This is a genomic window from Nocardioides sp. SR21 (assembly GCF_022761125.1).
In the GTDB taxonomy this organism is placed as follows: Bacteria; Actinomycetota; Actinomycetes; order Propionibacteriales; family Nocardioidaceae; genus Nocardioides.
In genome coordinates this window covers 68530-80829 of sequence record NZ_JAKWJR010000015.1, presented here as the reverse complement: position 1 = coordinate 80829, position 12300 = coordinate 68530, and the positions used below count along the sequence as shown (strand labels likewise).

At 72.0% G+C, this 12300-nt stretch carries 13 protein-coding genes; 7 read left to right on the top strand and 6 right to left on the bottom strand.

What is annotated here, in order from left to right; translation table 11 throughout:
* Nucleotides 1-27 precede the first annotated feature (27 nt).
* Both MJ604_RS22470 and MJ604_RS22465 read left to right on the top strand, forming a co-directional pair.
* Nucleotides 28-615: a DUF5998 family protein gene (locus MJ604_RS22470; RefSeq protein WP_243060953.1), complete on the top strand. Its 588-nt coding sequence runs from the start codon at nt 28-30 to the stop codon at nt 613-615.
* Between the two features lie 59 nt (nt 616-674).
* Nucleotides 675-1742 carry an alkaline phosphatase family protein gene (locus tag MJ604_RS22465; protein ID WP_308194170.1) on the top strand — a complete coding sequence of 356 codons (1068 nt, stop codon included), beginning with the start codon at nt 675-677 and terminating at the stop codon, nt 1740-1742.
* On the opposite strand, the gene MJ604_RS22460 is transcribed toward MJ604_RS22465, so the two are convergent.
* Together MJ604_RS22460 and MJ604_RS22455 are read right to left on the bottom strand one after the other, a co-directional pair.
* The gene (locus MJ604_RS22460) at nt 1739-2950 is read right to left on the bottom strand and encodes a hypothetical protein (RefSeq protein ID WP_243060951.1); all 1212 of its coding nucleotides are present in this window, start codon (nt 2948-2950) and stop codon (nt 1739-1741) included. The two genes, MJ604_RS22465 and MJ604_RS22460, sit on opposite strands and share 4 nt — an antisense overlap.
* 46 nt (nt 2951-2996) lie before the next feature.
* Nucleotides 2997-3650 (bottom strand): thymidine kinase, encoded by a 654-nt coding sequence (locus tag MJ604_RS22455; RefSeq protein WP_243060950.1) that lies wholly within the window; start codon nt 3648-3650, stop codon nt 2997-2999.
* Between the two features lie 16 nt (nt 3651-3666).
* On the opposite strand from MJ604_RS22455, the gene MJ604_RS22450 reads away from it, so the two are divergent.
* Together MJ604_RS22450 and MJ604_RS22445 are read left to right on the top strand one after the other, a co-directional pair.
* Nucleotides 3667-4476 (top strand): sulfurtransferase, encoded by an 810-nt coding sequence (locus MJ604_RS22450; RefSeq protein WP_243060949.1) that lies wholly within the window; start codon nt 3667-3669, stop codon nt 4474-4476.
* A gap of 4 nt (nt 4477-4480) precedes the next feature.
* On the top strand, nt 4481-5353 hold the full coding sequence (locus tag MJ604_RS22445; protein WP_243060948.1) for a metallophosphoesterase: 873 nt from the start codon (nt 4481-4483) through the stop codon (nt 5351-5353).
* Between the two features lies 1 nt (nt 5354).
* On the opposite strand, the gene MJ604_RS22440 is transcribed toward MJ604_RS22445, so the two are convergent.
* Both MJ604_RS22440 and sepH read right to left on the bottom strand, forming a co-directional pair.
* Entirely contained in the window at nt 5355-6086 is a 732-nt protein-coding gene (locus tag MJ604_RS22440) for a DinB family protein (protein ID WP_243060947.1), read from the bottom strand.
* Between the two features lie 20 nt (nt 6087-6106).
* Nucleotides 6107-7021, bottom strand: a complete 915-nt coding sequence (gene sepH / locus MJ604_RS22435; protein WP_243060946.1) for a septation protein SepH — start codon at nt 7019-7021, stop codon at nt 6107-6109.
* Nucleotides 7022-7132: 111 nt separating this feature from the next.
* Here sepH and MJ604_RS22430 point away from each other — a divergent pair, with 111 nt between their 5' ends.
* The 3 genes from MJ604_RS22430 (at nt 7133) to MJ604_RS22420 (ending at nt 9686) form a co-directional block, all read left to right on the top strand.
* Nucleotides 7133-7771 (top strand): trimeric intracellular cation channel family protein, encoded by a 639-nt coding sequence (locus MJ604_RS22430; RefSeq protein WP_243060945.1) that lies wholly within the window; start codon nt 7133-7135, stop codon nt 7769-7771.
* Between the two features lie 98 nt (nt 7772-7869).
* Complete coding sequence (locus tag MJ604_RS22425; RefSeq protein ID WP_243060944.1) at nt 7870-8844, top strand: ATP-binding cassette domain-containing protein; 975 nt, start codon at nt 7870-7872, stop codon at nt 8842-8844.
* The gene (locus MJ604_RS22420) at nt 8841-9686 is read left to right on the top strand and encodes an ABC transporter permease (protein ID WP_243060943.1); all 846 of its coding nucleotides are present in this window, start codon (nt 8841-8843) and stop codon (nt 9684-9686) included. The genes MJ604_RS22425 and MJ604_RS22420 overlap by 4 nt, the downstream gene beginning before the upstream one ends.
* Nucleotides 9687-9739: 53 nt before the next feature.
* Here MJ604_RS22420 and MJ604_RS22415 read toward each other — a convergent pair whose 3' ends face one another.
* Together MJ604_RS22415 and MJ604_RS22410 are read right to left on the bottom strand one after the other, a co-directional pair.
* Nucleotides 9740-11059, bottom strand: coding sequence for a D-arabinono-1,4-lactone oxidase (locus MJ604_RS22415; RefSeq protein WP_243060942.1), 1320 nt, complete (start codon nt 11057-11059; stop codon nt 9740-9742).
* Nucleotides 11056-12273 carry an MFS transporter gene (locus tag MJ604_RS22410; RefSeq protein ID WP_243060941.1) on the bottom strand — a complete coding sequence of 406 codons (1218 nt, stop codon included), beginning with the start codon at nt 12271-12273 and terminating at the stop codon, nt 11056-11058. The genes MJ604_RS22415 and MJ604_RS22410 overlap by 4 nt, the downstream gene beginning before the upstream one ends.
* Nucleotides 12274-12300 lie beyond the last annotated feature (27 nt).

Sequence of the window (12300 nt, the reverse complement as noted above, 5' to 3'; positions counted from 1 at the left end):
GTCGGTGGTGCGTGTCAGACTGCACACATGCGCAGCAGGATCAGCGAGGACCACGACCGGGGCGCCGAGCTCCGGGAGGCCATCGACCGCACCGGTTACTACCCGGAGGTCGTGGCCGACGGTGTCGCGGGCGCGGTGGCCGGCGAGCAGGTCGTGGGGTTCTTCGTGCACCACGAGCCGACGTTCGACCGCGACGAGGTGCGCCGCCACCTGTCGGTGGTCGTGCTCACGCCGACCCGGCTGATCCTCGCGCACACCGACGAGCACGAGGGCGACGACCTGCTGCCCGAGCCGTACACCTCGACCTCCACCGAGGCGATCCGGCTGAACGCCGTGAAGTCCGTCGTCGTCACCCGGATGATCGCCAACCCGACCTCCGGCCCGAGCACGCCGGCCGAGGCCGTGATGACCATCGGCTGGGGCGGGGTGAGCCGCGTCGACCTCGAGCCCGCCGGCTGCAACGACCCGAACTGCGATGCCGACCACGGCTACACCGGCGTGCTCGCCTCCGACGACTTCTCGCTGCGGGTGTCCGCGGCGGCTGACGGAGCCGACGCGGTCGCCGGTCTGCTCGCCTTCGCGGAGTCCCTGTCCGCGCGCACCCACAGCGACTGAGGCCGGGGGTGGGCGCGTTCCTGCAGCCGGCGTATGGCGACCGGTCACTCGGGGACGTCGTGCCTGCCGTCGCGGCGGCGCTCGGCCTCGACGTGGTCGACCGGCCCACCGGGCTCGAGCTACCCGAGGCGTCGGCGTACGTCGTCTTCCTCGTGGACGGCCTGGGCGCCCGTCTGCTCGAGCGGTACTCCCACGCCGCGCCGTTCCTGGCCTCGCTGCTCGTCGACCAGCAGCCCGGGACCGCCGGCGTGCCCTCCACGACCGCGACCAGCCTGACCTCGCTCGGCACCGGCCTGCCGCCGGGAGCGCACGGGCTGGTCGGTTTCACCTCCCGGGTGCCCGGCACCGGCAAGCTGCTCAACGCGCTGCTGTGGGACAAGGACGTCGACCCGCTCGAGTGGCAGCCAAACCAGACGGCGTTCAGCCGGCTGCGCGAGGGCGGCGGCTCGGCGACCGTGGTCAACAAGCGCGAGTTCCGCGGCAGCGGCCTCACGGTCGCGGCGCACCGGGGCGCGGACTACATCGGCGCCGACAAGGTGGGCGAGCGGATCGCGGCGGCGCTGACGACCTCGGCCGAGCGGCAGTCGCTGACCTACCTGTACGACGGCGACCTCGACTGGACCGGTCACAAGTACGGCGTCGCGTCCAGCCAGTGGCTGCAGCAGCTGTCGATGGTCGACGCCGAGGCCGAGCAGCTCCGTGAGGCCCTGCCCCCGCACGTGCGCCTCGTGGTCGTCGCCGACCACGGCATGGTCGACTCGCCGGCCGAGAGCCGGGTGGATGTCGACGAGCACCTCGACCTGCGCACCGGGGTGGCGCTGCTCGGCGGCGAGGCGCGGTTCCGCCACCTCTACTGCCACGGCGGCGCCGTCGCCGACGTGGTCGCCACCTGGACCGAGCTGCTCGGGGCGCGCGCCGAGGTGCTCACCCGCGAGGACGCGGTGGGGCGCGGCTGGTTCGGCGCGGTCACGCCGTCGGTGCTGCCGCGGCTCGGCGACGTGCTCGTCGCCTGCCACGGCGACACCGCGATCCTGTCGACCGCTGACTTCCCGTACGAAGCGACCCTGGTCGGCCTGCACGGCTCGCTCACGCCCGACGAGATGCTGATCCCGATGCTGGTCAGCTAGTTCAGGCTCATCCTCGGCTCGCCGTTCAGCAGCCCCGTCCCGGCGATCGAGCACTTACCGCTGCGCGGGGTGCCGGCGTTCCAGGCCTGGCGGACGCAGGAGCGGGTGGCGAGCTGGGCCCAGTAGTTCGGGTGCAGCGACTCCTGGATGTAGTACGGGCTGCTCGAGCAGCAGGTCGAGACCGTGCGGATCTGGTTGATCCACTCGGTCTGGTCGACGGCGCCGGGGCTGGTCCAGTTCGCGATGCCGCGCTCCTCGTAGAGCCCGACGGTGTTCTCGCAGAGCCGGCGGCCGTTGAAGGCCGAGGACAGGTCGAGGGTGCGGGTGTTCGTGAGACCGGTGTCGGCGACCGCTCCGAAGACGGCGCCGTTGATCGTCGGGAGTGCGGTGTCGTTGGCCCAGTCGGCGTCCTTGTTCCAGAAGCCGCAGCCACCGGTGCTCTGCCGGGTGTAGCCGCTCTCGGAGTAGCGGAAGCCGGAGCCGCGGGCGATCGGGCTCGGGTAGTTCTGCACGAGCAGCGTCCACTGCGAGTCGGCGTAGCCGGCGTTGCGCATCGCGGTGGCGACGTTCAGCAGCGCGGTCTTGATCCGGGACCGTACGGCGGCGACGTTCGCGGCGGTGAAGTTCGCCTTCACCGAGCTGTCGTCGTAGCAGTAGTCCTTCCACCAGGTCGGGGAGGCGAGGAAGTCGATCACGCACGACTGCACGACGTCGGCGAACTTGAAGTCGTTGCCGCCGATGCTCACCACCACCATGCCGACCCGGTGGTTCGTGGCGAAGCCCTGCAGCATCCTCGCCTGGCCCTGCTGGCCGGCCCCGTTGTCGTAGAAGTCCAGACCGGGCTTGAAGTTGTCGCCGTTGCTGGTCGTGGTCCGCGCGCCCGAGCACGCGAGGTTGAGCCCGTTCACGCCGCCGCCGACGTACGCCTCGGACGCCTTGCTGCGGTGGCAGCGGTTGATCGTCTCCGCCGTACCGCTCGCGTTGTCGAAGTACGCCGACGCCCCGAGCGCGTCGGCGCGCGCCGACGAGGCGTTGCTGCTGCCGGCCCAGCGGCCGGCCTCGCCGGAGATGTAGGAGTCACCCAGCGTGACGACCCACGGCGTACCGACCCCTGGGCCGTCGGCCTGTGCGGGCGGTGCGGTGGTCGTCAGCAGCGTGACGGCGGCGGCGAGGGTGGTCAGGACGGCGGCAACCCGAGGCGTGATCACCGTCACAACCTAGGGGTCCGGCGCCGGGCCGGGAAGAGGGAAATCCCTAGCCGAACGGGAGCGGCTCCGGTGCGAGGCTGACGGCCTTGGCGCGGGCCGCGGTGAGCCGGCGGCGGTGGTGCTGGCGGCAGAGGACCTCGTAGGCGACGTCGGCCGGGACCTCGTCGACCTTGTCGACATCACCGACGACGATGACCTCGCCCTCGACGACCATCACGCCGTTCTCGGTGCGGGCGTTGTGGGTGGCGCGCTTGCCGCACCAGCACAGCGCCTCGACCTGGAGCACGTTCATCCGGTCGGCGAGCTCGACCAGCCGGCTGCTGCCCTCGAAGAGCTGGGTGCGGAAGTCGGTGAGGATGCCGAACGCGAACACGTCGATCTGGAGCTCGTCGACGATCTTGGCGAGCTGGTCGATCTGGGCGCTCCGGTAGAACTGGGCCTCGTCGCAGATCAGGTAGTCGATCCGGCCGCCGCGGGTGAGCGAGTCGACGACGTACCGCCAGAAGTCGAAGTCCTCGTCGACCTCGATGGCGTCGTGCGTGAGCCCGAGGCGGCTCGAGAGGATCGACTCGCCGGCGCGGTCGCGGGTGGTGAAGATGCGGCCGATCCGCCCGCGCGCGGCGTGGTTGTGGTTGGTCTGGAGCGCCAGGGTGCTCTTGCCGGAGTCCATGGTGCCGGTGAAGAAGTGCAGTTCAGCCACGGGGCAGAATCCTCTCATGGGCTCCCCGCTGATCTCCGTCACCGACCTGCGCGAATCGCTGGGAGAAGTGACTGTTCTCGACGTCCGCTACCGGATGGGCGGTGCCGGGGGAGTCTCCGAGTTCAGCGCCGGGCACGTGCCCGGGGCCGTGTACGTCGACCTGGACACCGCGCTCGCCTCGCCGCCGGGTGCCGGTGGCCGGCATCCGTTGCCGGATCCGGCCGTGTTCGAGGCGGCGATGCGCGCCGCCGGCGTCCGCAACGACCGCCCGGTGGTCGTGTACGACGACTGGTCGGGCCTGGCCGCCGGCCGGGCCTGGTGGTTGCTGCGCTACCACGGCCACCCGGACGTGCGGGTGCTCGACGGCGCCTGGCCGGCCTGGCGCGCGGCCGGGGGAGCCGTGCAGGCGGTCGCCGTGGCACCGGAGCCGGGCGACTTCACGTCGCGTCCGGGCGGGATGCCGGTGGTGGAGGCGGACGGCGTGCTCGGCGTACCGGTCGTCGTCGACGCGCGAGCACCGGAGCGGTACCGCGGCGAGACCGAGCCCATCGACCCGGTCGCCGGGCACATCCCCGGCGCGGTGAACGTCCCGACCCCCACGAACCTCGCGGCGGACGGCCGGTTCCGGACCGCCGACCAGCTGCGTGCGCTGTACGCCGCCGCCGGGGTGACCGGCGACGAGGAGGTCGCCGTCTACTGCGGCTCGGGCGTCACCGCGGTGCACGACATCATCGCGCTCGAGGTGGCCGGGATCCCGGCGGCGTTGTACCCGGGCAGCTGGTCCGGCTGGATCACCGACCCGGCGCGACCGGTCGCGACGGGCTGACGCCGTGGCCCACCGGATCCTGCACCTGTCGGACACCCACCTGACCGCGAGCGGCTTCGACGAGGAGGGCGTCGACGCCCTCGGCGCGCTCGACCTGCTGCTCCACGACTGCCGCCACCTCACCGACCTGGACCTCGTGGTCGTCACCGGCGACATCGCTGACGACGCGTCGGTCGCGGGCTGCGAGCTCGCGCGCGACCGGGTCGGCCGGTTCGCCGCCGAGCGCGGGATCCCGCACGTCTACACGACCGGCAACCACGACCGGCGCCCCGAGTTCGCCGAGGCGCTGGGCACCGGACACCGGGGCGCCGACGGAACCGACATCGGCGTCCTGCTCGACGGCGTGGACGACGAGCGGGCGGCCGTCAGCTCCCACGGCGGCCTGCGGCTGGTCACCCTCGACAGCCTGGTGCCGGGCTCGGGCCACGGGATGCTCGGCCGCGCGCAGCTCGAGGCGCTCCGCGAGCTCCTGCGCGAGCCCGCACCCGCGGGGACCGTCCTCGCGCTCCACCACCCGCCGATCTCCACCCCGACCGCGCCGTGGATGACGGCGGCCGGCCTGCGCAACGGGGAGGCGCTGGCCGAGGTGATCGCCGGGACCGACGTCGTCGCCGTCCTGTGCGGGCACTTCCACCTCCAGCTGACCGGGCTGCTCGGCGGCGTACCGGTGTGGGCGACGCCGGGCGTCGTGTCCCGCATGGACCTGACGGCGCCCTCGCATGTCGTCCGTGGCGTGCACGGCGCCGGCGCGAGCGTCGTCGACCTGGGCGGTCCGTTCTCGCCCGGCTTCCACGTCCTGCATGCGCGGGACCCGCAGGTCGGTCAGGAGATCTACGTGGCCGACCCGGTGACGTGGCAGGACACCACCGAGGACTGACTCAGCGCAGCAGGGCGAGGTCGCGCCGGATGTAGCGCAGGTGCGCCCACTCCTCCTCGAGGATCACCCGCACGCAGTCGCCGACGGTGGGGTGCCAGTCGCCGCCACCCCACGGGTTGTCGCGCTCCTCGGCCAGCAGCTCCGGCGTGGCGGCGGCCAGGAAGTCGGTCACCTGCTGCTGGTGCTCGGCACGGACGGCGAGGACCTCGTCGTACGTCGGCTGCTCCAGGCGGAAGATCGACATGTCGAAGCCCATCCTGTCGGCCCCGGTGAAGATCTGGCCGAGCTCGTGGAACGGCTGCTCCTCCCTCCGGATCGCGCCGCCGAGCCAGGCGTTGGTCGCCAGGACCAGGTGGCGCAGGGTCTGCGCCAGCGACCACTCGTCCTCGACGTGGGTGTCCACCAGCTCCGGCGGCGTGCTCGCCACCGTCTCCTGCCACGCGGCCTGGACCGCCAGCCAGCCCTCGCGCAGGCCTTCGGGCGTCTCGGACTTCTGCAGCTCGCGGCCCGGGAACTGCCGGTTGAGCTCGGCCTCCACCAGGGGCACCACGTCGACGCCGTTGACGATGAGGGTGCCGAACGCCAGGTCGTGGCTGTCGAGGTCGAGCCCGCCGACGTCGACGCTGCGCATGGTCACGCCGCTGACGTCGGCGTACCGGAAGGTCGCACCCTTGAAGCTCGCCCGGACGAACGTCGCGCCCTCGAACTCGTCGGTGCCGGAGTAGGTCGTCATCGCCCCATCATGACGGGTGCCTACTCGGACTTGCCGCCACCGAACATGATCTCGTCCCAGCTCGGGACCGAGGCCCGGCCGCGGGTCTTCTTCACCTCGCGGCGCTGCGGCTCCTGGTGCTCCTGCTTCTCGTGGAGGTCGTCCTCGGCGGCGGCCTCCTCGGCCTCCTCGCGGAGCTCGGCCGCCTCGGCGGCGACCTCGGGGTCGGTGGGCTCCTCGGTCTCGAGGAACGCCTCGACCGGCTGCTCGGTGACCAGGTCGATGGCGTCGTCGCCGAGCGGGAGCTGGTCGTCCAGCTCGCCGACCGCGCTGAGGCGGCGCTGGCGGGCCTGGCGCAGGTCGTCGGCGACCGGCTCGGCCGCAGCCTCGGCGACCGCCTCGCCGACCAGCCACCGGGCATCGTCGTTCTCGATCGTGACGTAGTTGCCCGGGGCGTCGAAGAGGAACTCGGCGGTGCCGCTGCGCCCCTCGAGGGAGTACGACGCGGTCAGCGGCCAGCGGCCGTCCTCGCGGCGCCAGGCGTCCCACTCGACGGAGTCGGGGTCGACGTTGAGCGAGCGCAGGTGGGCGCCGACGGCGTCGCCGAGCGCGCGGGCGCCACCGGTGCCCTCGGGCCGGCGTACCGACGAGCGCTGGGCGCGCTGCGCGACGTGCTCGCGCTCGGCGAGCACGGGCGCCGCGAACGCCATGATCTTGTCGACGGACGTCTGGGCGGCCTGCGCCACCGTCTCCGGCGTCTCGCCGGCCCGGATCCGGGTCTGGATGTCACGGGGACGGAGGGCACTGTCCATCTTGTTCTCCAATCGGCGGGACTCTCCGCCCAGGGCGGTCCGGAGACGCTGGTCGATCTCGACGTCGTGCTCGACACCCTCGTCGTCGACCAGGAGCAGGCGCGACCCGTCGTCGCTCACTCCGGCGAGCGTGAGGTGCGCCATCGGTGGTCGTGCTCCTGTCCCATCGTTCGTCCGAGTCTTCGGTGCGCCGAGCCTACGCCAGCGGAGGCGCGGGGGCGGGGAGCGTGTCCCGCGCGCCCTACGCTTCCCACTGTGCTATCGACCGAGCCTTCCACCCCGCTGGTCGTCCTCGACCTGCTGGGCATCTTCGTGTTCGCGATCGCGGGCGCCCTCGTCGCCGTGCGCAAGAACCTCGACGTGTTCGGTGTCCTCGTGCTCGCCGGGATCACCGGCCTCGGCGGGGGCGTGCTGCGCGACGTGCTGATCGGTCGGACCCCGCCGGCGGCGCTGGTCGACTGGCGGTACCTGGCGGTGCCGCTCGTGGCCGGGATGGTGGCGTTCGTCTACCACCCGGCGCTGGGCAAGGTGGAGCCGTCGATCAACGTGCTCGACGCGTTCGGCCTCGGGTTGTTCTGCGTGACCGGCGCGCAGAAGGCGCTGGACGCCGGCCTCGGGCCCGCGCCCGCCGCGCTGCTCGGCATGGTCACCGGCATCGGCGGCGGTGTCATGCGGGACGTGCTCGCCGGCCGGGTGCCCGCGGTGTTCCGCGGCGATCTCTACGCGATCCCGGCCCTGGCCGGCGCGATCGTGGTCGTGGTCGGCAGCTACCTCGACAGCGTCCCGTTCGCGGTCGTCGCGTTCACCGGCGGCGGGCTGTGCATCGTCTGGCGGCTGCTGGCGATCTGGCGGCACTGGCAGGCGCCCGTGCCGACCGGGCCCGCGAGCGTCTGACGCCGGGAGCGATGAGTTTCGGCCCGCCGGCCGGTCGGGACCAGCATGAGCAAGCACGGAGGGGCCCACTGTCGGTGGTCGATGTCAGGATGAACGGCATGGACCTCGCGATCGAGACCCACGACCTGGTGAAGGTGTTCGGCGAGCAGCGGGCGGTCGACGGCGTCGACCTGGCGATCCCGACCGGGGGCGTGTACGGCGTGCTCGGGCCCAACGGCGCCGGCAAGACCACGACCATCAAGATGCTCGCGACGCTGCTGGTGCCCGACGGCGGCACGGCCACCGTCCTCGGCCACGACGTCGCCCGCGAGCCGGCGAAGGTCCGGGCCCGCGTGGCGATGACCGGCCAGTTCGCCTCGCTGGACGAGGACCTCACCGGGCTGGAGAACCTCGTCCTGCTGGCCCGGCTCTACGGCTACTCGCGACCGGCGGCGAAGGCGCGTGCGGTCGAGCTTCTGGAGGCCTTCGGGCTGGGGGACGCGATCAAGAAGCAGGTGAAGGCGTACTCCGGCGGCATGCGGCGCCGGATCGACATCGCCGGGTCGATCGTGGTCCGCCCGGACCTGATGTTCCTCGACGAGCCCACCACCGGGCTCGACCCACGCAGCCGCAACCAGGTGTGGGAGATCGTCCGCGGCCTGGTCGGCGCGGGCACCACGGTGCTCCTGACCACGCAGTACCTCGAGGAGGCCGATCAGCTCGCCGATCGGATCGCGGTCATCGACCACGGCCGGGTGATCGCGGAGGGCACCACCGGCGAGCTCAAGGCCTCGGTCGGGTCCGGCGCGGTCCACGTCCGCGTGGCCGACCCTGCCAGTCGCGAGGAGGTGGCGCGCCTGCTGGCCGAGTCGCTCGGGGCCGAGCCGGTGCTCGAGTCCGACCGGGCGGCCATCAGCCTGCGGGTCGGCGACCCGTCCGGCGTCGCGGCCGCGCTCCACCGGGTGGGCGAGCGTGGCCTGGTCATCAGCGAGTACAGCCTGGGCCAGCCCAGTCTCGACGAGGTCTTCCTCGCCCTGACCGGCCGGCCGGCCGAGGACGACGCCGCGGGCAACGACGAGGAGGACGCAGCATGACGACCCAGGCCACGCGCTCCCAGGACGCCCCGGCGCTCGACGCCGGTGTGATCGCCGCGCTCGGCTCCGGCGAACGGCCGCAGCCCGCGAACGCCGTGCGGTCCTCGCTGACCTTCGGCTGGAGGGCGCTGCTGAAGATCAAGCACGTCCCCGAGCAGCTCTTCGACGTGACGATGTTCCCGATCCTCTTCACGCTGATGTTCACCTACGTCTTCGGTGGGGCGATCGCGGGATCGACGCAGGACTACCTCCAGTACGCCCTGCCCGGCATCCTGACCCAGACGGTCGTGTTCATCACGATGTACACCGGCCTGACGATCAACACCGACATCGACAAGGGCGTGTTCGACCGGTTCCGGTCGTTGCCCGTGTGGCGGGCCTCGCTGCTGGTCGGTGCCCTGCTCGGCGACACGCTGCGCTACTGCCTGGCCTCGATCATGGTGCTGACCGTCGGCGTCGTGATCGGCTACCGCGCTCCGGGCGGCGTCTCCGGGGTGCTGCTGGCGGTGCTCCTGCTGCTCGTCTTCTGCTTCTCGCTGAGCTGGCTGTGGCTGATCGTCGGACTGAAGGTGCGCACCCCCAACGCCGTCATGGGCGTGTCGATGATGGTGCTGTTCCCGCTGACGTTCATCAGCTCGGTCTTCGCGCCGCCGGAGACGATGCCGAGCTGGCTGCAGAAGTTCGTCGACATCAACCCGGTCACGCTGCTCTGCGAGGCCGCGCGTGGGCTGATGAACGGCGCGGCCGACGCCGGCGACATCACGATCGTGCTGGTGCTGTCGGCGGTCACGACCGCTGTCTTCGCCCCGATCGCGCTGCGGCTCTACAACCGGAAGTCCTAGGTCTCGCTACTCGACCGACGAACGGGTTTCGGTGATCGAGTGCCGTCGCGAGATCAGTCGCCGAGCACCCGCCGCAGGTAGGGGTTCGCGAACACCCGCTCCGGGTCGAGCTTGTCGCGCATCGCGAGGAACTCGCCGAAGCGCGGGTACGCCGGCGCCAGGTCCGCGGCCGAGCGGGTGTGCACCTTGCCCCAGTGCGGGCGGCCGTCGTGGGCGCGCATGATCGGCTCGAGGAGCGCGAAGTACGTCAGGTGGTCGGCGTCCACGTGGGTGTGGAACGCGAGGTACAGCGAGTCGCGGCCGGTCGACGTCGACAGCGGGATGTCGTCGGCCGGGGTCGTGCGGATCTCGACGGGGAACGTGATGTTCAGGTCGGAGGCGTCGATCGCGGCGCGGGCCTCGCGGAGCGCGGCCAGGCCGGCCTCGCGCGGGACGGCGTACTCCATTTCGCGGAACCGCACGTCACGCGGCGCGGTGAACACCTTGTGCGCGGCGTCGCTGTAGGAGCGCGACGACAGCATCCGGCTGGAGACCTGGTTGAACTTCCGGATCGTGCCGGGGAAGCGGTTGGTGACCTTGTTGAGGCCGCCGAAGAGCTTGTTCGACAGGAACTCGTCGTCCCACCAGTAGCGCAGCCGCGACAGCGGCTCTGCCTCGGACACCGCGATGTCGAGGCGGTCGTTGGTCTTGGTGAGCATCCGGTCGGTGTGCGGGAACCAGTAGCTGTCCACGTGGTGGTGCGTGGCCGTGCGCTCGTCGAAGCCGTCGAGCGCCTCGTCCCAGCTCATCGGCGTCTCGTTGGCCTCGAGCACGAACAGCGGCTCGACGCGGAACGTGATCGTCGTCAGGACGCCGAGCGCGCCGATGCCGACGCGGGCGAACTCGAGGATCTCCGGGTTCTGGGTCTCGGTCGCGGTGACGACCTCGCCGGTGCCGGTGACCAGCTGCAGGCCGCAGATCTGCGCGGACAGCGACGCGGCGATGCCACCGGTGCCGTGGGTGCCGGTCGAGGTGGCGCCCGCCAGCGTCTGCTCGGCGATGTCGCCCATGTTGTGCAGGCTCAGGCCGAGCGCCTCGAGCTCGGCGTTGAGCACCTTGAGCTGGGTGCCGGCGAGCGCGGTGACGGTCATCGCGTCGCGGTCGACGTCGAGGATCCCGCCGAGCCGGGTCGGGCGGAGCATGGTGTGCTCGGGTGCGGAGATCGCGGTGAAGCTGTGGCCGGTGCCGACCATCTTCAGCGTCGTGCCCTCGGTGCGGGCGCGCTCGACGGCGGCCACGATCGCGGCGGTGTCCGCCGGTTCCTCCACGCGCTCCGGACGCGCGGTCTCCAGCCTGGACCAGTTCACCCACCCGGCGTTGCTCTGCTCAGTCACGCGGCGATAGTAGACCCGTCAGTAACTTGGGTCACACCGGGGCCGGAGCGAGGGATCAGCTGTGCCGCGACGGCGGCGACGACGCCCGCCGCGACCGAGACGAGGTACGCCGCGGACGCGCCCTGGTGGTCGACGACCAGGCCGCTGAGCGTGGCCCCGGGAGCGACGCCCATGACCAGCCCCGTCTGCATGATCGCCATGCCCTCCGTGAGCCGGCCGGACGGCACGGCCTCCTCGGTCAGCGACATCGTCGCGATCATCGTCGGCGCGATGGCGAAGCCGGCGACGAGGAGCGCGACACCCATCAGGGGCAGGGAGCCCACGAAGTACAGCGGCGACATCGCGCACGCCATCGCGAGCGCGCCCCAGCGAACCCGGGTGGCCGGGCCGCTGCGCCAGTGGATCGCGCCGGTGATGATGCCGGCGGTCAGGCTGCCGAGCGCCCACAGCGCGAGCAGTCCGCCGGACCACGCCTTGTGGCCCTGCTCGTCGGCGAACGCGACGGTGGTGACCTCGGCCGCGCCGAACAGCACGCCCAGCGCCCCGGCCACCACGGCGAGCGGGACGACCGTGCGCCACGGCATCTCCACGCGCGGCCCGAAGGTGCCGGCGCGCGCGTGCGCGGGCGGCTCGGTCGAGCGCTGCGCCGAGAAGGCGAGGGTGCCGACCACGCAGGCGATGATCGCGACGGCCAGGCCGGCGACCGGGTGCCAGGTGGTGGCGAGCAGCGTGACCAGGATCGGGCCGACGATGAACACGGCCTCGTCGAGCACGGCCTCGAGGGCGAACGCCGTCTGCAGCTCCGCCGGCTTGTCGAGGACGTACGACCAGCGCGCCCGCACGCTGGAGCCGATCTGCGGGAGGAACGCACCGGACACGGCGGCGAAGACGTACGACGTCGCGATCGGCCAGTCCGCCTGGACCGAGGTGACCAGCAGCGAGGTCCCGAGGCCGAAGCCGACGCTCGCCACCGCGAGCACCGTCGCCTGGCCGATCCGGTCGAGCAGCCGGCCCTGCAGGATCGCGAAGCCGGCGTTGGCGATCATGAACGCCGCGGACACCGCGCCGGCCACGCCGTACGAGTCCCGCGCGGCCGAGACCAGCAGCACGATGCCGAGGCCGACCATCGAGATCGGCAGTCGTGCGACGAGGCCGATCATCGAGAAGCGGAAGGTGCCGGGATAGCTCAGGATCCGGCGGTACGACGAGAACACTCGCAGACGCTATCGGTGGCCGACGCT